Source organism: Pseudoalteromonas sp. 68 DY56-GL68 (genome assembly GCF_041414825.1).
Taxonomy (GTDB): domain Bacteria; phylum Pseudomonadota; class Gammaproteobacteria; order Enterobacterales; family Alteromonadaceae; genus Pseudoalteromonas.
This window is the reverse complement of the sequence record NZ_JAOCZL010000018.1, coordinates 290,383-311,271: the sequence shown is the minus strand read 5'-3', so window position 1 is coordinate 311,271 and position 20,889 is coordinate 290,383. Positions and strand designations below refer to the sequence as shown.

14 protein-coding genes are annotated in these 20,889 nt (G+C 40.6%); 6 read left to right on the top strand and 8 right to left on the bottom strand.

Annotated elements, in window-relative coordinates; genetic code table 11:
* Positions 1-95 precede the first annotated feature (95 nt).
* The 6 genes from NYF15_RS09890 to bcsR are packed head-to-tail and all read right to left on the bottom strand — an operon-like array spanning position 96 to position 10,854.
* The gene (locus tag NYF15_RS09890; RefSeq protein WP_371353440.1) at positions 96-3,908 is read right to left on the bottom strand and encodes a cellulose synthase subunit BcsC-related outer membrane protein; all 3,813 of its coding nucleotides are present in this window, start codon (positions 3,906-3,908) and stop codon (positions 96-98) included.
* Complete coding sequence (bcsZ, locus tag NYF15_RS09885) at positions 3,899-5,014, bottom strand: cellulose synthase complex periplasmic endoglucanase BcsZ (protein ID WP_371353439.1); 1,116 nt, start codon at positions 5,012-5,014, stop codon at positions 3,899-3,901. The genes NYF15_RS09890 and bcsZ overlap by 10 nt, the downstream gene beginning before the upstream one ends.
* Positions 5,014-7,263: a cellulose biosynthesis cyclic di-GMP-binding regulatory protein BcsB gene (gene bcsB / locus NYF15_RS09880; protein ID WP_371353438.1), complete on the bottom strand. Its 2,250-nt coding sequence runs from the start codon at positions 7,261-7,263 to the stop codon at positions 5,014-5,016. The genes bcsZ and bcsB overlap by 1 nt, the downstream gene beginning before the upstream one ends.
* Positions 7,260-9,923 (bottom strand): UDP-forming cellulose synthase catalytic subunit, encoded by a 2,664-nt coding sequence (bcsA, locus tag NYF15_RS09875; protein ID WP_371353437.1) that lies wholly within the window; start codon positions 9,921-9,923, stop codon positions 7,260-7,262. Before bcsA ends, bcsB begins: the two co-directional genes overlap by 4 nt.
* Positions 9,916-10,635 (bottom strand): cellulose biosynthesis protein BcsQ, encoded by a 720-nt coding sequence (bcsQ, locus tag NYF15_RS09870; RefSeq protein ID WP_371353436.1) that lies wholly within the window; start codon positions 10,633-10,635, stop codon positions 9,916-9,918. Before bcsQ ends, bcsA begins: the two co-directional genes overlap by 8 nt.
* A gap of 3 nt (positions 10,636-10,638) precedes the next feature.
* Entirely contained in the window at positions 10,639-10,854 is a 216-nt protein-coding gene (bcsR, locus tag NYF15_RS09865) for a BcsR/BcsP family cellulose biosynthesis protein (protein WP_130151233.1), read from the bottom strand.
* A gap of 121 nt (positions 10,855-10,975) precedes the next feature.
* Between bcsR and bcsE the strand changes: the two genes are divergently transcribed.
* The 3 genes from bcsE (at position 10,976) to tyrR (ending at position 16,014) form a co-directional block, all read left to right on the top strand.
* Positions 10,976-12,601: a cellulose biosynthesis protein BcsE gene (bcsE, locus tag NYF15_RS09860; RefSeq protein ID WP_371353435.1), complete on the top strand. Its 1,626-nt coding sequence runs from the start codon at positions 10,976-10,978 to the stop codon at positions 12,599-12,601.
* A 169-nt stretch (positions 12,602-12,770) separates the two neighbouring features.
* Positions 12,771-14,354, top strand: coding sequence for a cellulose biosynthesis protein BcsG (bcsG, locus tag NYF15_RS09855; RefSeq protein WP_371353434.1), 1,584 nt, complete (start codon positions 12,771-12,773; stop codon positions 14,352-14,354).
* 103 nt (positions 14,355-14,457) lie between these two features.
* The gene (gene tyrR / locus NYF15_RS09850) at positions 14,458-16,014 is read left to right on the top strand and encodes a transcriptional regulator TyrR (RefSeq protein ID WP_062570500.1); all 1,557 of its coding nucleotides are present in this window, start codon (positions 14,458-14,460) and stop codon (positions 16,012-16,014) included.
* A gap of 80 nt (positions 16,015-16,094) precedes the next feature.
* Here the strand turns inward: tyrR and NYF15_RS09845 are convergent, their stop codons facing one another.
* Positions 16,095-16,583: a hypothetical protein gene (locus NYF15_RS09845; protein WP_371353433.1), complete on the bottom strand. Its 489-nt coding sequence runs from the start codon at positions 16,581-16,583 to the stop codon at positions 16,095-16,097.
* A 109-nt stretch (positions 16,584-16,692) separates the two neighbouring features.
* Between NYF15_RS09845 and NYF15_RS09840 the strand changes: the two genes are divergently transcribed.
* On the top strand, positions 16,693-17,223 hold the full coding sequence (locus NYF15_RS09840; protein WP_062570502.1) for a thioesterase family protein: 531 nt from the start codon (positions 16,693-16,695) through the stop codon (positions 17,221-17,223).
* A 54-nt stretch (positions 17,224-17,277) separates the two neighbouring features.
* Here NYF15_RS09840 and NYF15_RS09835 read toward each other — a convergent pair whose 3' ends face one another.
* A complete protein-coding gene (locus NYF15_RS09835; protein ID WP_130151236.1) occupies positions 17,278-17,931 on the bottom strand; it encodes an OmpW family protein in 654 nt (217 codons plus the stop codon).
* A 232-nt stretch (positions 17,932-18,163) separates the two neighbouring features.
* On the opposite strand from NYF15_RS09835, the gene NYF15_RS09830 reads away from it, so the two are divergent.
* Both NYF15_RS09830 and dapE read left to right on the top strand, forming a co-directional pair.
* Positions 18,164-19,582, top strand: coding sequence for an MATE family efflux transporter (locus tag NYF15_RS09830; RefSeq protein ID WP_371353432.1), 1,419 nt, complete (start codon positions 18,164-18,166; stop codon positions 19,580-19,582).
* 70 nt (positions 19,583-19,652) lie between these two features.
* A complete protein-coding gene (gene dapE, locus NYF15_RS09825; RefSeq protein ID WP_371353431.1) occupies positions 19,653-20,819 on the top strand; it encodes a succinyl-diaminopimelate desuccinylase in 1,167 nt (388 codons plus the stop codon).
* Positions 20,820-20,889: the final 70 nt, after the last annotated feature.

The following is a 20,889-nucleotide window of genomic DNA, read 5'->3' as shown; positions in this document are numbered from 1 at the left end:
CACACCCTTATCCTAGCTACAAGTGCGCTACAGTATACATAGACCTTCTAGTCAGGGGAAGTGCTTGCGGTGGGTACAAGCCAGAGGCCCTGTATTTAGTAGCTTGCATAAGGGATGATAGGTTTTCCAGGGAAGATTAGCTCACTATAAACAGGCTTAAAGTAGTATCTAAAATAAAGTTGTGCATAATTTGGTTCGTAGAAATCAGCTCTATCAAGATTAAAATAGCCACCAAAAAACCAATGTGGCGTGAAACGATACTCAAAACTGGCTCCTAAGTTGTAAGAAATACCGCTACTAGTGTCGTCTTCAAAATAAGGTACAACCCCCGTTATAGCTGTTTGTGCTTCAGCTTGTGCTTGCAAAACAGGATCATTAGGGAAAAACTCAATTTCATCGGTGGTTGTGGTTGACCAAGATACGCCGCCACGTAAACGATAAACAAAATTATGGCCAATGCGTTGATCATAAATGACTGGCAGTGAAGCGCCTAAATAGTTTTGTGGACTGTAATAGCCACCATGTCCCCAGGTTTCTTCACTTAAATTGTGCTTGTATGACCAATGTAATAGGTTTAAACCAATGCTCAGCTCTTTATTTCTTTGTCGAATATACCGATAGTAACTTCCTCCCATTAAACTGTAGCTTTGATTATCTTTGACGTTTTTACCGGTTAAAAGCTGGTAATTGGTGCTTCCCCAAAAGCCCCAATCTAGCCCTAGATCATGAGATAAGCTTAGTTGCAATTGTGTTGCTCGAACGCCGCCCCACACTTGATTAGTAAAGACATCTTCAAGTCCTGCGTAAGATAAAACGGAGCTAGTAATAGGGCGTTTATTGAAGGTTACTCCATAACCGAAATCGCCAAAGCTTCCTTTGTAATTAACGCCCCACACGATATCTTCGACTAGAAAGCCAAGTGGAGTGGTACCAACATCAAAGCGCCATTGCTCGTTTTGCCAAGCAAAACCAATATCCATGCCTTGCTGTTCGGGTTCAATGTTTAACAGTGGACAGTCAAAAATACAGAGCGCTCCTTGACCATAGCGGCTGCCCGCAAAGGTTTCATCAAAACGGGTTTCTTGGCTCGATATCGTCATTGGGTCTAATTTCACAATCCCAGTGCCACCCCAAAGAGGAAAACCGGCCTCGATAGGCGTTGCACCAGCGCCTAGAGTTGACTCATTTTGCGTGCTTGTTTGGCTACTTAAGTTGACAGCGGCTGTAATATAGGCTTGTTCTTGTTGTTCAATACGCTGTAATTGGCGTTTTGCATTATTGACATACCATGGAGCGTCATCATCAAGTGTATACAGGCTGTAATACTGCTCATCAGCTAAACGACTATTGATGGTATTTGGTGTGATTGCCGCTTGATACCAGTTTTTTGCAAGCTGTGTTTGTTGCTTAGCCTCTGCTACAGCTGCTGCCTGATAGTAAAGCTCTTGATTATTATTAGATTTTGCTAACAACTGTTTGGCTAGATTGAGAGCCGTTGTTTGATCTTCAAATTGGCTAAGTGCTGCCATTAGCTGTTGTTGTCGATAGCTTTCCTGATACGTTACTTGGTTGATTTGCTCTGCAACAATTCGATCAGCCAAGGTGTTATTTTGCATTTCACGACTAAGTGCTGCAATCGTCAGTGCAGTATCGGTGGTGACTGTGTGTCCCATTGCGGTGTGTTGCTGGTAGCGAGAAATAGCGAAACGAGTATCACCTTGCTCTATATAGGCATTAATTAGTGCTTCATTAAGCTGTGGGTTTTCGCTGTACTGATTATCAAGCGCTGTTAGTTTTGTTATTCGCGTTTGGCCTTGGTAAAAACGATTAATGTAGTTTATTTGTAGCGCAAGCCATTGCGACTGTTCTGAGCTTGTTGCACTGCTGGGCAGCTGGTAATGACTAAACCACGTATCTATACCTGCTTGATCATCGTTATTAATAAGCAGGTCAGCATACGTCATATGCCAATATGGGCTGAGGCTAGAATCGCGTTCAAGCGCTTTTTTAAGTTGCCTTATTGCGTACTGTTGCTCATTAATTTGGAGCCATTGAGTGGCAAGCTCTGCTTGCATTAATGGTGTTAATGGCTGAGCTTCTAACTCCGTGAGCTTATAAATAATAGTTGCTTTATTGGTGGCAGTATTATTTTCTGCAAGCTTCTCGAGCTTGGTATTAATACTCAGTTGCTCAGCAAGAACGTTAATGTCATCAGAGCGTGCGTTAGTTGGAATGTAATCCAGTGTCGCCAGCGCGCCCTGATAATCATTGAGCGAACGTAAAAATAATGCATGGCTGTATCTGAGTTCTGCATCCAGCGGAAACTGCCACAAGGTTTTCTTATAAAGCGCTTTTGCGTGTTCAACCAAACCCTGTTGTTGGTATAAATTAGCGAGATCATAATATAACCAGCTTTGGCGAGGGCTTTGTTTTATCGCCATAAGTAACATATCTACAGCTTCATCCAGTCGGCCTTTCGTTGTTAAATCATCGGCACGTGCGCGCAATTGCTGGGTTTCAAGGAGCGTATAGTCAGCGGCAATAAGCGCTTGCTGCTGTTTACTTAAGCTATTATAAAATTGATGGCTACGTGCATAGTTTCCATCTGCAGCGCTTAAGATAAGCATAGCTCTTAGGGTTGATTGCTGTAATGGATCACTTTTTAGCACGTGTTTGTACAGCTTCATTGCTGTTTGGTAATGGCCGGCGGCTTCGGCAAGTTGCGCACGGTAAAACACGACCGTGTTCGGATCCTCATTTAGGGTATCAGCTAAATCAAGCTTTAATGTTGCGCGTTTGAACTCTTTCATAGACATCGCTGATTTCGCTTCGTCTATGTATTGCCAAAAACGCGCCGTGTTTGCTAGGCCTTTAAGTACTGTAATGCGATTTGTATCAATACTGTATTTTTCAGCTTTTTTAAAAAAATGATACGCTTGAGCATTATTGCCTTGTCTAAGATTGAGTAGTCCTAGGCTGTTGTATATTTCAGGATCTGTGGGTCGGCCTTTTAAGGCTTGATTGAACAATGCTTCAGCTTTTTCAAAACGGCGTTTTTCAAGCTCTACATTGCCTTTTAACCATGTTTGGTAAGCAGGGTCAGCCAGCTTTTCGCGTTCGGCTTTATATGCCTTTTTAAAGTCGCTAAATTGCACGTGCCCTTTACTGCTTTTAGGGTAAGCAGCAAAATAACGTTCATAAGCATGTTCAGTACTTTTGTTCAGAGGCATATCTTCAAGTGCATTTAACCATGCAAATTCAGCCTCAACACTGTATTGATTACTATGAGCATAATGGCTCAAAAGTGCCAGTGCTTCTTTGTTTGCAGGATTTTGCTTTAACAGATGACGGGCGTAAGCAAGCTCAAAACGACCGCTGTTTGGGTAGCGGTTCATTAATGAGCGGTATCCTCGTAAGGCCTGTTGGTATTGATTTTCGTCTTGGGCAAGCCAGTTTATATGTTCAAGTTCAAATTCAATATTAGGGTAGTTTGATTTGAACAAGCGATTGTAAATTTTTACAGCGTCATTGTATTGCCCTGCGCGTGCACGTAAACGGGCCTGTGCAATCGTTGCTTTTTCTTCATTACTGACTTTTTCCAGTAGTGTTAAGCTCTCCACACAAGGGTGTGCTTTTTGAGTTAGCTTTGCCAATAAGTTACGCGCTTGTTCAGTTTCTTTTTGTGCATACAAAACACGCACCTGCGCACATTGAACTTGGGTGTTTTGGGGGGCGATACTTAACAGTTTTTCTAAACTGTCAGTCATCAGCTGTGTATCTTGCTCAATTTCGCCTAATTGTACTTGGCTAATTAACCAATCAATTGACTGAGTATCAATATCGTTATTTGCAAGCGCAAAGGCACTAGGGCTTGCGATAATGACAGCAAGGAGCCACTTTATTGGCATTCAGCGCTCCAATTCGTTATCAAGTTTCCTTCTTTATCAATCTTAAAGCGTTCGTTTAGACTGCTGGTGCCAAACAAGTACAATACACTGTCATAGTAGCGAGTCGTTGTGAAACGGGTATCCATCATTAATTGTTGTTGCAGTGCGGTGACTAATTGTGATGCTTGCATGGTTTTGAGCAGAGGGAGTAAAGCCCCAGTAAAACCACTTGGACCTGTGCCTGATGTTTTCCCTGAAAGAGCATTTGCTTCTAACGGTACTTTTCTTGATTCGATAATATGCTCGGCCATAGGCGTGAACTGCTGGATAAGTTCTTTTTTGTAAGCGGCATAATCGGCCATCATACTTGCCCAAAGATACACACGAATAGCATTGAAACTGCCTACAGCAGGGCTTTGTTTGTCATGGTAAAAGCCTTTTTCAACACTGTAATTGACCCAATCAGGGCTAAAGCCTTTTGGTGCTGTATTAATCAGCATTTTAGCTGAGTTTTCATGTAACTCTTGCCAAGGTGAATGCGGATAAAGCTCAGCAAATTGCTTTAAAATAAATAACGGTGCATAGCTTGGGTTTAATTTCCATGAGCCCTGCTTTTCAAAGCCACTGGGGGCTGGCAGAAGTGTTAAGCCTAAGTTAGGTAAGCGGGCTGTTTCTTCGCGAATAATTCGCTCTGCAAGTACCGAGCTTAAAACTGCATAGCGTCTTTCTTGCCAGAGCTTTGCGGCTTGCGACAGGCTGTAAGCTATCCATAAATCAGAGTCAGCAGCAGGGTTAGAGTCTAATATTTTGCCTTCCCCTTTTTTCACACCCCATTGCCATGCAGGCAGACGAGTGCTTAGATCGCCTTCAGAGAGGTGAATTTCTGTCCAATCTAACAGTGAATCAAAGGTGCTTTTATCATTTGCCACCAAGGCAAAAAATAATGCATATGACTGACCTTCAGAGGTGGTGATATCGAACTGGCTGCCTAAATCAATAACCCGCCCTTGTGGTGAAATGAAGTGTGTTTTAAACGTATTCCATTGCGGCCACGCTGCACAAGTTTGCGCTGCAAAAGCTTTACTTATTAGTAAGATACTAATAGCTAAATAAGTCATAAATTTCATTATGCTTTATCTCCTTCAGACAAACGCTTTTGTGTCAGTAACATAAGTAGTCGCCATAGCATGTATGAAATCAGCAGTAGTGTAATAATCGATAATATGGCGAGTAAAATGGGTTGATCAGAAAAGTGAAACCAAATCAACGTGTGAATAGGAAGATGGCCAACAAAGTATTGCTCATCCGTTTTTATGGTTTTGATTCCCTGACGGTTTATTATCGCTGAGCTACCCATGATTTGAGCTGTTTTCTCGGCGCTCAGAAGTACGTCGCTCAATAAACTATATGCACTATTGTCTGAGGCGATCATAGAGACAACTGAGCGCTTTGAGTCCAATGGAGATTGGAAGCCAGAAATGATAGCTAAGCGGCCTAGGCTACTGATATTTATTTTAATTTTTTCAGAATTTGGAGTGTCATATGCACCGTTGTAAATGGCTTGATTAACAACACGCTGATTGTTATTGAGCACAGCACTTAAAGAGCTATTCTGTGAAAGCTCAGCTAAAAGTGAATCAGGCTTGCCAATGATGATGATATCTTTATCAGCAAGTTCGTTCTTTGAATTAGGAAATTGAATATCCAAACGATGGGCTGGATAGCCTGTCATTGCACCCAAACGGCCTGCAAAGTTGAGTAATAAGCTGATTGCCTCAACAGGTGCGTTGCTTTGCATTATTAACACGCTTTGGTGAAGATCTGCGTATTTGGTATAAGGGAAACCGCTATTGGCAAAAGCACGCAAATTAGGCAATGAAATGTAATGATGAAAACTACTCACATCAATGCTAGAGCTGCCATCAATAACACCGAACTCGCCGCCTGCTGGAATCGCACTACATTCACCTGTTTTAACTAGTGCAAAGTTAAAGTCATAAGTCAGTTGGTTGTTAGTTGTTAAATCAAGCCCTGTTAATTCGAAGTCTTGGCGCGTTTGACTTGGTGTACTTGTTGAAAGTAGCGGCAGTAGCGTCTGTGTGGTTACATTCTCATTGCGTTTATTATTAAGCGTGAAACCGTCAACAAATTTGCCATTGATAAGCATGTTTAGGCGCGACAGCATGCCCTGTTCAACAGGGGTATTGCGGTAATTTAACGTTAATGGGATACCATTCTCACGCCACGTGAATAGATCGGGTGCAAAGCGAAGATCTAAATTAACAGGTTGACCTCGATAACCCTCTGATTGGAGCTGTGTTGGGTATTCTATAAATTCATCAAATGTAACAGCACGGTCAGAACGGACCCACAGTGGCGCATCGTATGCTTTTCGAAGCGGTAAACTATCAATTGCATCAATGGTTGCACTGCGTCCTGTCATCACTTTATGGCCAAACATTAAGCCGACCACAGCTTCTTTTAGTTGTGCTGCGTCTTTACCTAGGATCAGTAACACTTTGGCGTATCTATGTGTTGGGCTACTGATAATCTCAACCGTTGGCTTTTCAACATTAGGGTAATTTAATAAGAAATCTGGTTTGTTTGTATTGGTTGCAAACACCACGCTATGTTCAACAGGCGTTGCATTTATTTGCACTGGAAACTCAGCATTACGCCATTTGGCTTGGGCACCAAAAAAGCTTGAAAGTGCAACGGCTGCCTCAAGCGTTTCTTCATTTGGCCCAGAGGCAAAAATAAAGGGTAAATTAAGTTGGCTATAATCCCGTTTATCAAAAAAAGGCGCGGGGAAATATTCAAGTAAACTTTCGAGCGCAAGTGATTGACGACCAAGTGTGATGGTACTGCTTTTACCTAATTCAGCCCAAATAGCCTTACTAAAATCATCTTGGCATGCCAAATCATAGTAACCAACTAACTCAAAACGTATTTGATTAAAATCTTTAATTAGTTTTGGGTTGAGCGACACGGTATGTTCGGTTTTTACCTTGATTGGATTAGTTTTATCATCAATGGGTAATACGGTTACGAGGTTTTCATTGAAGAAAACTTTTAAATGCGACACGCGGCTAATTAATGAAGGAGAGGGCGTGTACGAAAAGTTAAGCATCAACTGTTTACCGAGCTTGTCTAGTCGGTTTGTAAAGTCGACGCGAGTGCTGTTGCTAACACCATCTAGTTTAAACTTTTTTAAGCCTAAACGTTCAAAACTTAAGGTTAGGCTTTCAACAGGTGCTTGTTCTGGATAACCATCATCAAAAATAGCTTTATTAGACAGCGGCTCAGCACTCATAGCCCAGTGTGGCAGGCTCAGTGATATTGCAGCGAGTAATAGTGTTAGTAGTGGTTTCATCATGATGGTGTAAATACTTTTGTTGGTTTTTTAGGTAATAAAGACACGACAAAGTGTAGTACCTTCGTTATAAAATTAATCAACGGTCTCAACTCACTTGGTGCGTGGAAAATCAAATTCTTAAAGCCTCTGAGGCTAGTATAAAACACTTTCGAAAAACTGTATGAAGGTTTATCGTGTTTAAAGTTTTCTTGCCAATCAAGCCAAGCATCTGCGCGTGAGAATGTGCATTGAATAAATGCTTTTTGTTTTTCTAAACTTAAATCTCTAAGCGTTAAGCCGATTTGCTTATCACGGGTGTTACAGATGTAGGTCGCAAATGAAAACTGCTTAAAGCCACGGCTCATAAGGAGTTCAACTTTATCGTTGACCCGACATAAGTGGCTGTGTTCGGTTTCTAAACCGACTCCGTTGTCTGAATAATCCGTTATTTTAACTTTGATGGTGCGCCCGTTCGCAAGGCGAATTGCGGCAGGGAAGTTAGCTTTTATTCTATGCGAGCTACGTACTTGCTTTGCTTCGGCTGCGACAGCGACTGCTGCGCCTAAGATCACTATATTGTAGCTGGCCCACAACATACTAATTAGCAATACGCCTATATGAGACGTGTCACCGAATAATAATCTGATGATGCCATACGCCATACCGATAACGTTTACTAATAACAGTATTATATAGGGCTTTGAGATCATCCAGTCATAGTGGTCAGTACTATTTAATCCGCCTTTTTCAGTGACATTAAACTTACCTTTATTGGGGTTTATAAGTGCAACTGTGGTTGGCTTTAAAATGTACCAGGCTAAAACTGATTCATATACTTCACCCCAGAATGAGTAACGGTATTTCCCCTGAACCCGTGAATTTGTTATTTTCACTTGCAGCAAGGTGGGTACTATATATAAGAAAATAGCGATAAAAGGAGCGTAAATGATTTGTGCGTTTAGGTAAATTAGCGCCAAAGGTGCAGTTAAAAACACAATACGTGGTATTCCTGATAAAAAGTGCAGCATGGCATTGAGATAGCATAATCGTTGAGCAATATTTAAGCCTTTGCCGAGTAATGGATTATCTAAACGAAAAATTTGTGCCATCCCTCGAGCCCAACGGATCCGTTGACCAACATGAGCCGATAAACTGTCAGTGGCAAGGCCTGCTGCTTGTGGAATATTAATATAGGTGGTTTTATATCCTGCACGCTGCATTCTAAGTGCTGTGTGCGCATCTTCGGTGACAGTTTCTACCGCAAATCCGCCAATTTCTTCAAGGGCACTGCGTTTTAATACTGCACAAGAGCCACAGAAGAAGGTGGCATCCCACATGTCATTACCATCTTGGATCAGGCCATAAAATAGCATGTTTTCGTTAGGGATTTTACGATGGTTTTTTAAATTACGTTCAAAGGGGTCCGCAGAAAAAAAGTGGTGAGGTGTTTGTACTAAGCACACTTTGCTGTCATTAATAAATTGGCCCATGGTCATTTGTAAAAACGACCGCGCAGGAATATGGTCACAATCAAAAATCGCGATGTATTGGCCGTTTGTCACCTGCATTGCATGGTTCATATTGCCAGCTTTTGCGTGATTATTATCTGGGCGAGTTAAATAGCCAACGCCTATTTCTTCTGCAAATTCAGCAAACTCAGGACGTTTTCCGTCATCCAGAATGTAGATGTTAAGTTTGTCAGCCGGCCAATCAATACTTTGTGCAGCAATGGTTGTTGGTTTAACAACATTTAATGGTTCATTGTAGGTCGGAATATAGATATCAACGGTTGGCCATGTTGATGTATCTTCATTAAGTGGAATTGGTTTTCTGCTTAAAGGGTTAATTGTTTGAAAAAAGCCTAAAATTAGCACCAGCCAAGCGTAGGTTTCTGCTAATAAAAGTCCAAACCCTAACCCTAATGCAAGTGGATCTCCCCAGTTGAGTGTTTCTGTGTAACGCCACCATAAATAGCGAGTAGAGGTGGTGACAGACAGGGTGATCATTGCAATTGTTGCCATTTGTCCTTCAACACGACGCAAAGAGTAGGCAACCAACAAAATAAGACTAATAAACACGGCTTGTGCTTCAACACTAAAAGGCACAGTGACAAAAATGGCGACAGCAAATATTAAGAGTGTGAAAAATGTCACTTTTAAGGTGCTGTTTTTCCACAGACTTGAAGTACTTATTTGTTGATACGCTTTTGACTTCTGTTGCTTTTTAGTTACAAGCCAAGCTCGCCTAAAAAAGCGCACTAGCTTGCTGTCTATCACGCGAACAATCCGTGCTGAGCGTATGAGCTTTCGCCATGTTTTACGCTGTTCTTGGGCAATGTGTGCCTGAGAAGTGGTGGTTGTGTTAAATAAAACCAAGTAACAGCTTTGTAGCACGATTCTGACGCAATTTGATGGCGTTAAAATTGGCTGTGTAACATGGGGATAGAAATATTTTATCGTCTGTTTTATGTTGTTTTTACGGTTTTTATCAAGCCTAAAAAATAGCGATAAAAATAACACTATAAAGGGCATCATGAATGCCCCAAGCAAACTCATCTTATGTTGATTGAAATAACCATGAAATTTAAAAAATACAAAGCGGACAATTCTCTTTGTAAAAATAAGTCCTAAGCATAATTTCATAATACGCTCAGTGTTACTCACCCGAACCTTACTAGTCATTATTACTCGCTCTACTTACCAGCCAGCCCGCTAATGTTTCAAAGTCGTCATTGGCAACACTGTAAGGAGCGCAATTAATGGCGACATTACGAAATGCTGTTGCTTCTTTTATCACTTCATCTTGGTTGATATACAGTGGTGCGAGTAAAGGAAGTTCGGATTGCCATAATTGCAGAAGATCAGATTCAAGCTCAGAGGCAGAGTTAAATCGATTTATTAAAAAGTAATGTTGCCAACTTGAAGTAGCGTGTTTAAGTGAATTTAAGCGCTTATAGATAAAACTGTGGCAAATAGCATCGCAGTTTACAAGTTCTAGGAAAATATCGTCTTCTGAAATTGGGTAATCAGATACATCAATATGAGCAGGGCAGTCAAATAAAAACCACGCGTTTTCAGATTCTTTTAATTGCTCGCAGCTTTCTATGACTGAGGTAAAGTTTAAATCAGTGAGGCTAGCACTGCCATAAGGTAAAAACTTAATACCATCATTATCTTGATGAAATTGGCAGCTGGCCGCATGAAAGCTGGAATAATCACTCCATCCTAATTGGTGCTCCCACGATAAACCTAGATGCAAGCCAACATCGCCTTTGGGATCAAGGTCAATAACGTATACGTTTTCGTTAGATTTTCTTAAGGCGCAAGCAAGATTAGCGACAACGGATGTTGTACCTGTTCCACCTTTAATACCTTTTACAAAAACTCTGTTCATTATTTAGTATGTACTTTTGTTAATATTTTTAACTTGTTGTGTATCTTTAACGGATAAAGCGATATCTTTAATTAAAGGATATTTTTCGATTGTTTGGCGATTTTTTTCTACATCAACTATTTCTATATATGTTTGGTTTTTTCCACCAAACTGATGGAGCAAATTATCAATGTCATATTGAGTTAAAATAGTTGATTTTTTTACTACATAATCATTCATCTAAAGTATCCGCTACAACAAAACTAGATTTGAAGTGTTTATAAAACGTGGACATGGGCTGCATTATATATAGAATAGCGCCTGAAACTAGTACTAAAGTATCTTTTTCAAGGGTTTATTGGTGCCTTATTTAAATATAACAGGGTTAATGACGGCCTATTCGGTGTTAAAACGCAGTGCAAATTATGCACTACTGGCACCTTTAGACAATCAGTTATTAGAGCTAGCTAGGCATGTTTTTGCTAATAACAAAGGCTCTGTATTCTTACTTTCAGAACAGGTTGATATGTTCTTTAATGGTGAGCAAGGTGATGTTTTTCATCAGCTATTTGAACAAGGTCGCTTATATCCATTTCGTTTACATTATGATTCAATTTTAGCAAAAAAGTCACACTTTTCACGCGGGGTGATTAATGAGCTAAAACATTATGACGAACTTAAAGACAGTACCGTTGTTGTGCATTTGCATAGTGAACGGATTTCATCGCTTGACGAAGTGCAGTTAACCAAAAAAATAAGTTATTATCGTGAACTTGCAATATCTCAAAGTGCAACTGTCATTTTTTTAATTTCGGGTGCTGAAGTAAATAGTGTGCGACGACAGTTTTTAGGTATTAATACACTTTTTGATGGCATGATTTTTATGACCCAAGAAGCCTCAATTCGTACCTTAGAATATGATTATTGGAGTCACAGCGAAGGAGTTATTGCTGCTAAAAGTGTTAATTTACAGCTGCTTAATAAGCAATTGTCGGTATTTGAGAGTGATTTAGACGCACACACTGACAAACGTTCAATGCACCAAGAGCTAGATGAAGATGAAGTTTGGGTGGTACGAAGTGCGGTACCACAAGGCACTAAGCTTCCTGCTCTTTATAAGGTGGTTGAAGACAACGATGCGCTATATAAAACTGCGCTGACACGAAAAGCTGCCACGCTCGTTTTTTCAGTTACACGCTACACTGACTTATCAGCTTTAGCACAAGAATGTTTTTTGCTTCGTAAACAATGCGGACGCAAATTAAAATTAGTTATTCAAAATGTAGATGGCATTATTCGTCATCAAGATGAATGCTTGTTTTTAGCCTTGGGTGTGAACCTGATTTTGTATAGTTTTTCGGAGCCATCTAGGCTGTTATCTCAAATTCAGTCGATTCAGGGGTTTCAATTCTCAAGGCCCTTACCCGATTCAATGGATGATGTATTAAAATACAGTGAAAGCGCATTAAGCAAAGGGTATTTACCTATTCTGCGTTTTGCAGAGCAAGTGTCAAAACACAGTGATTCAGCAGCTAACCTGGGGGTTAGTGGGGTGTTGGTCATGTTGCAGCTTTTACCGCGCATTGAAGCGATTCACCCATTACATTTGTTTCATGTAAAGCGAGAGGGGGATCTATTTAGTTATGCCGATGGCTATATCTATTTATATTTGCATGCGTGCCGTGAGCATGATGTTGAAAGTGCGATTAAACACTTGTTTAAATTACAAGTGAGTGATTTTTTTACATCGAAAAATATTATTGCTGATCACTTTTACATTCAGCAAGAGTGTCGACGAATTCAACGTGACTGCAATCAACAGGAAGTACCAGACTACACAGAGCAATTAAAGGAAAATGTTAGTTATATTTTCGATGCCAAAGTGGCCGATATTGCTAATTTAAACACTGAAACCCCTGAATTTAAAAAAATCATCAGACCGATATCAACACCTGTTTCGGTTGAATTTAAAAGTGATGAGAGATGAGCTTAAACCAGTTTTTAATTACCTTTTTAGTCGCCTTAATACTCGGTGTTTTACTCAGTAATATAGGCAAGGTACTACTTAAAAAGATAGTACATGTTTATCGTAAACTAACATTCAGGCATGTGCTGCTAACCCCATATACCCCCAAAAAACAGAAAAAGGATAACCAGTGAGGCTTTCAGGTTTAGGTGTTTGGAACTTATATTTCCTTATAAAGTTTTTTCTCTATAGTCGCTCAGATATCTCGTTTGACTTTTTAGCTAATTTAGCCTTTTTTGCTTTTTTGGCCTTATCTTTTCAGCAGCAATGGTTGATGCGTATTAAGCATGTTGTGAGTGTTGTTGTCGGTATTGCATTGTTTTATCACGATTCATGGTTACCCCCCATATCACGACTCACAAAGCAGGCGGGGAATGTCCAAGATTTTAGCTTAGGCTACTTTTTTGAAATAGTGTCGCGGGTGGTGAATATTGAGCTGATTCTGGCGTTATTTGTGCTATGTATAGTGTATTGGTATAGCGCTAGATGGCTCAGGTACACGAGCTTGTCTGTGATTGGGTTTGCATATGCTTATTGGTTAAGTATGTCAGTACCAAGCGATGGCTTAATTACCCCCATAGTTGTGCAAAATCAGTCAACGCCACGAGAAGAAAGCACAGCCGTATCTAGTGCATCAACAGCTGATACGCCAGATCAACAATTGCAGGCTTTTTATCAACAGCAAGCACAGCTAAAGACTCAGTTTCCAGCGTCTTTCAATGGTCGTCCTTTTGATGTTGTGGTGCTTAACATATGTTCCCTCGCTACGGCTGATTTAAATGCAATTGGTGTTAAGCCGCGTAATCTCTTTAGTGATTTTGATATTTTGTTCCGTGATTTTAACTCTGCTACGTCATACAGTGGTCCTGCTGCTATTCGGCTCTTACGAGCCAGTTGTGGCCAAACCAGCCAAGATAAATTATTTGAACCTGTTGATAAACAATGCAAGTTGTTCAGTAATCTAGCTGAGTTAGGGTTTAAGACCTCTGTCGCTTTAAACCACGATGGTCATTTTGATGATTTTATTGGCTTAATTAGACAGTATGGGGGGGTCTCAGTTCCTAAACTCGATTTTAGTCAGTTTAGTCCCGCACAGTATGGATTTGATGGTAAGCCTATTTACTCTGATGGTGAGGTTTTGTCTGCTTGGTTAAATGAACAAGCAGCAGAAGAATCGCTACCAAGAGCACTCTATTATAATTCGATTAGTTTACATGATGGTAATCAGTTAGCTGGACGTTCACGCATGAATAGCCTTGAAAGTTATCCTGCTAGGCAGCAAAGGTTGTTCGCAGATATTGCTCAGTTTATTTCACAGCTTGAACGTGAAGGTCGAAATGTAATGTTAGTTGTTGTACCTGAGCATGGTGCGGCACTCAAAGGAGATAAGTTACAGTTTGCAGGGCTTCGAGAAATACCCAGCCCTGCGATTGTGTCAGTGCCGGCTGCTGTTAAGTTCATTGGCCCTGATATAAAGCACAGTGAATTATATGAAGTAGAAAAAACAGTGAGTTATTTTGCGTTGTCTGAATTAATCAGTAATGCAATGAAGTGGGATGCTTTTTCAGGTGCTGTGAATGTTCAACGTTTGGTTGATAGCTTACCGAGTGCAGCTAAAGTCGCAGAGAATCAAGACACAGTAATGATGTATATTAAAGGCCAACCATACATTCAATTGGATGGCGCCGAGTGGACTAAATACCCAAACAACTAATGCGTTTGGGTATATTTGTCCAAAAATCTTTACAATAGACTACCCACGAATGGGGAGTTAGCGTATTATTCGCTTACTATAGGTTCCCGTTCTTTGAGGATGTATGCGTTTAGATATTCACTGTGCCGACCGAATTGGTATCGCCCAAGAGATTCTCAATATTTTGGTTAGTTATCAGGTTGATTTAAAAGGTATCGAAGTAGATTCGGTTAATTGCCGAATGTACGTCAGTTTCCCGCCAATAGAGTTTGAGCAATTTCAAAAGATTATGCCATCAATTCGATTAATTGATGGTGTGAAGGATGTCCGAACAACCGCATTTTTGCCTTCTGAGCGTGAGCACAACGAGTTAAACACATTATTAAGAGCCTTGCCAGATGGCGTCATTTCGATTGATGCCAAAGGGTGGGTGCGCTTATGTAATGATGCTGCGTGTCGTGACTTACAGTTGTCTGAAAATGAAGTGATTGGCGCAAACATCAATAACTTATTGAAAGGATTTAACTTTACACGTTGGCTTGAGGGCAAAGAAGTGCTTGGCCAAACAACGCGTGTAGAAGTTGCAGGTGAAGATTTTATTGCTGATATATTACCTATTTCTGTTCCACAAGGAGCAGAGGGTGATGTACTCGCTGGTGCAGTTATAAATATTAAGTCTCAAAGTCGTTTAGGCCAGCAGGTGAGTGCGTTTCGACGTTATGGTCAAGAAAGCTTCGCGACTATTCATAATTTTAGTACTGCTATGCGTCGTGTGGTTAGAGAAGCGCGCAAGATGGCACAACTTGAAGCGCCGATATTAATTACCGGTGAAACAGGTACCGGTAAAGAGTTGCTGGCTCGTGCTTGTCACTATGCATCTAATCGCTCTGTTAAACCTTTTATTGCTTTATCCTGTGCATCTTTACCAGATGATGTCGCTGAGTCTGAGCTCTTTGGTTACGCTGGCTATGAAGAAAATGCAGCCCCTAAGCGTGGTGTTTTAGAACAGGCTGATGGCGGCACGGTATTTTTAGATGAAGTTGGCGAGATGTCGACGCAACTACAAACGAAATTACTTCGCTTTTTACAAGACGGTACTTTTCGCAAAGTGGGCGACGAGAACGAAGTAAAAGTAAACGTGCGTATTATTGCAGCGACACAAAAAGATTTACCAGCCATGGTACAAGAGGGCACATTTAGAGAAGATCTTTATTACCGAATCAATGTGCTAACTCTTGAGATAGCGCCACTTCGTGATAGAAAGGCGGATGTAGGACCATTGGCTGAGCACTTTATTCAAAAATATGCACAGCAAAATGGCCACTCAGTGCCTGTATTATCGGATGATTGTTTAAGCTTTTTGCAAGACTACCCATGGCCTGGCAATGTGCGTCAGTTAGAAAATGCGATTTATCGTGCAGTCTCGTTGTTAGATGATAACGAACTTAGAATTGAGCATTTGCAGCTGCCTACATTCACCCACGACCTAGGCTATTTGGAGTCAGACTTTGAAGGTACGTTAGACCAAGCTGTTAAACGCTTTGAGGCCACATTATTGCGAAAGTTATACCCTGCTTATCCAAGCTCCCGTCAGTTGGCTAAACGTTTAGGTCTGAGTCATACTGCGGTTGCTAATAAGCTAAGAGATTACGGTATAAATCGTAAAACCGTAAAGGTCTAATAGCAATTTCAATATTATTTAATAAATTGGTATATGGAGAAAATCAGCAAGCTGCATTAATTGCGGCTTGCTTTTAAGCCTTATTGTTTTGTGCCCATATCTTTGGTTACACCATCAAGAACAAGGTTACTGATGCCATTATCGTCAAATTTAATGACGATGCTGATGTTATTACGGGCGAAGAAATAGTCGCGGTTGTCTAAACTAATAACATAGTTTCCTTTCACTGAATCAGTAAAGTCACGTTTTTTAAGCGTCAGTGTGTGCTCACCAACTTGCCAATTAAACCCTTCAAAAAAGCCGTTATTAAACTCTTGAACCCATATCTGTTTTTCATCTTTACTTAATGTAATCGCTACCGAGTAAGATTCAGGGAGTGGCATATCATAAGTTTTGTTGCCAATAGTGAACTTTTCAGTATTTTTTTGCCATGCAAAGCCAAATTCAAACGCTTTTTCTACGCCGGTTGGATAGCTTAATGCGCCTTGCCCTTTGTAGCTAAAATCTGCAAAAGCTGAGTGGGAGAATAAGCTTGTCGCCATTAGGAACACTAAATTTAACAATTTCATTAGACTATTCTTTTTTTATACTAATTTATGCACAGATTAGAGCAGAATATTCGCCATAGCAATATGCTGTGATACACTTTGGTTATTATCAACTGGTTAGACCTTTACCGTGAATCTCTACTTTCGACTTATCTTATTATTTTTTAAAATTAAACGTAATCGTGATTACCAACAATTACTCGATACAATTGATATTGATTTCAAAGCTTTACCGAGCGATTGTGATATCAATTTTCACCTAACTAATTCACGTTACTTGGCAATGATGGATATAGCTCGCACTTGGATGACTGAGCGTGTGGGTTTATTAAAACACATAATGAAACGCCGTTGGTTCCCAATCGTTAATGCCACAGCCATCACATACATTCGTGATATTAAGCCAATGCAAAAGTACACTGTGAGTACTCGCTTAGTTGGCTGGGATCACAAATACTTTTATATCGAACAAAAGTTTCATTCGGATAGAGGTTTACATGCAATTGCTTATGTACGCGGCGTTTTTAAACGAAAAAAAGGTGTAGTCAGTGTTGAAGAAATGCTTGAAGTTGCTGGCTTTAAAGGGGTTGCACCTATTTTGCCTGCCGAGGTTATGCACTGGAAAGAAATGCTAGAACAGAAAAAGTTAACCAATAAATAAAAAAAGGCCGTAAAGGCCTTTTTTGTGCGTATGGGCTTTTATACCAATTGAAAGTTAGAATTTGTATTTAACGCCAAACATAGCTACAACAGGGTCGATTTCGACAGTTGATGTAAGGGCTTTTGCGCCATTAGCATAAACAGTTGCATCTGTATCAATATCAATTAATGCAACCATGCCATGTAGACCCCAATTCTCGCTCATCATGTAGTTGAAGCCCGCTTGAGCTGCAAAACCAAATGAGTCGTCTAGTTTCACTTCAACATCATCAGTACCTAGCGTTGCTTTTAAAGCTGCTGATGGTTGCTCATCAAAGAAAGTCGTATAGTTAATACCTACACCAATAAATGGGCGGAACTTATAAGTTGAGTCCAAAAAGTGGTACTGCGCAATTAAAGAAGGTGGTAGCTGCTTGATGTCTGCAATTTTGTTACCAGCAAGACCGCCAGTACCTTGGATGTCGTGACTAAATGGTGTTGCAGCAACTAATTCAAGTACCCAATTATCATCAAATGCATAGTCGATGGTAAGGCCTAATTGTGTATTATCATCGCCACGTAAACCTAATGTTGGTGCTTCGTTGATTTTTGAGCTGTCGTTATCTGGGTTTACATTAATCGCACCCACATTAACGCTTAAATTTGCGTTTGCAACAGGAGAGAGTGCTAATAATGAAGTCAGTAATGCAATGCTTAATTTAGTTTTCATGCTGTTCTCCACGAACTACTTGTCTTGTTTGGTTGAGGCTATTATTACCGAGCTTGGCAAGACAAAACCTGTTCTAGATCAAAGTTTCAAAAATGTTTGAATAAAGTGAAGCTATTTTTTGATTTAGATTAAGTTTTTAATTAGGTACACAGAAAAAAGATTGACTCGAGTTCACTTTAAACTCAGGCAGGTCTGTTACAATAAAATGCGTATAAAATTCTAGGTGTGTTTAATGACAGATACTCAACATTTATTTCTTCATGGTTCGATAGCAAAAGCACTGTTGAAATTGGGTATCCCGATCATCTTAATCAATATTTTACAATCTGCTTATCAGCTTACAGATGCTTTTTGGGTTGGACGACTTGGCGCCGATCAAGTCGCCGCTGTGTCTGTGAGCATGCCTGTCACATTTTTAGTTATAGCCATCGGTTCAGGCCTTGCAATGGCGGGCGCTATTTTATCCGCTCAATATATGGGAGCAGGCTTACAGGATAAGGTGAATCACGTTGCCGCACAAACAATGTTGATGGTCACAGTCACTGCAACAGTGTTAGGTTTGATTGGTTATGTTCTGTCCCCATATTTTTTAGTGTTACTTGGTGTTGAACAGGCTGTTTATGGCGATGCCTTGAAGTTTATGCATGTTTCTTTTATTGGGGTTGTTTTTGTATTCATTTACGCAATGTTTCAAGCGTTAATGCGAGGAATTGGTCAAACTAAAATTCCGCTTATTATTGTTAGTGGTACTGTATTACTTAATTTTGCCCTTGATCCATTGTTGATTTTTGGCTGGGGCCATTTTTCAGGATTTGGGGTGATGGGGGCTGCATTAGCAACACTTATTACCCAGAGTCTTGCGGCAGTAATTGGCGTATGGGTCTTTTTGCGGGGCCGTCATGGTATTCAATTAAAACTGTCGAGCTTTAAGCCTGACTGGCAATATATGAAACAAGCCTTCTTGTTAGGGGCACCAGGCTCCGTTGAGTTATCAGCACGGGCATTTGGGCTGATAATCATGTCATTTTTGGTTGCCAGCTTTGGCACCTACACATTGGCCACTTATGGGGTTGGTTCAAATATTTTGCAAATGGTGATGATACCCGCAATGGGGTTGTCGATGGCGGTGTCTACTTTGGTAGGTCAAAACATGGGAGCTGGAAATCCAGAGCGAGCAGCGCAAATAACTCGACTTGCCTGTATATGGGGCTTAACTGGCTTGTCGCTGGTGGGAGGAATTGCTTATTTATTTGCTGAATATTTAGTTGCCTTTTTCATTCCTGATGATCCGTCTGTCATTCAAGGTGGCGCTGAGTTCATTCGTAAAATGTGTTTAACTTGGGGTGGGATCGGAGTGCAACTTTGTGTTGTTGCAACCTTTCGAGCATCAGGAAATATGCTCAATGCAATGATAGTTTCTTTGTTAGCGCAGTGTGTTATTCAGTTCCCAGCTGCGTATATTTTATCAAAACATACTGCGCTTGGTCCACAAGGGATCTGGTACTCGTTTGCTCTAACGAATGTACTTGTGGCACTTATAACCTATGCATGGTTCTCAACAGGACGTTGGCAACGTACAAAATTAACAAAAGAAGACAAAGATATTGCTAAAGTGACGCAAGAGACCTTAATAGAAGAAGGAAATCATTAATTTAATCTTCACACTGTAGTCATAATTTCGAGTTGTAATAATCCTATATAGTGAAAAAACTGGGGTTATTATGAGTACAGAGCTCGCGCCAAAGTTACAGCCACACAGCGATGTGGTTAAAGCATTACAAACATTAATCCAATTTAAGTCAGTCACTCCCCAACAGGCAGGGGCGATTGATTGGATTGCAACAAAGCTGACTCAGCTTGGGTTCGAGTGTGAGGTGTTTACTTTCAACCAAGTCACTAATTTAATTGCTAAAGTTTCATTTGGTAACGGCCCTGTGGTGGCGTTTTCAGGGCATATTGATGTAGTGCCCGCAGCCGAAGGAGATTGGCGAGTTGCTCCTTTTTCTGGTCACGTTGTTGATGGTGCTGTGTATGGTCGTGGTGCTGCTGATATGAAAGGCGGTGTGGCGGCTATGCTATGCGCTACAGAAAAGCTTGTTACTCAAAGCGAGGATAAGCAAGGAACCTTCTATTGGCTAATTACTTCTGATGAAGAAGGGGAAGCTGAATATGGATCGTTGCTTATCGCTGAGCGATTAGCAAAACAAGGCATTGTGCTCGATGGTTGCTTAGTAGGTGAGCCAACAAGTCACCTTCATGTTGGGGATACGATTAAGAATGGTCGTCGTGGTGCTTTATCGGCACGTTTATCAATCCAAGGTAAAGCAGGGCATGTCGCTTACCCAGATAATACCGTCAATGCTGCACACTTAAGCGCAGAAGTCGTCAAACGATTAACTGCAATTTGCTGGCACAAAGATGAAGCTAGCTCGGCGACCACTCTCCAAGTCACCGGTATCAACATTGCGAACGTAGTTGATAATTTAGTTCCCGCCAGATGTGAGTTGACTTTTAATGTACGCTATAGTCATGGTTATAAAAGCACTGATGTGAAAAAAGAAATCCAATTTGCGCTGGCAGATCTTGCCGATACGATAAAAATTCAATGGGAGCGTCCTTGTGAGTCTTATTACACCGCTTATCAATCACAAGATTGCTTGTTGAATAAACTGGAACAAGCTGTGCTTGAAGTCACAGGTAACTTTCCATTCCTCAGTACCAGTGGTGGCACATCGGATGGTCGATTTTTTGCCAATGAGCACACCCAAGTTATAGAGTGTGGTGTTTGTAACAACACAATCCACCAAGTCAATGAACATGTTCCCATCACTGATTTACTGTGTATTGAAAAAATTTATTACGCAGCACTTCGCAATATTTTTAGCTGAAGACTCATTTTTTAAAACAAAGAAGTCGGCAATAAATGCCGACTTCTTTGTTTTTATAATATGGTAGGCA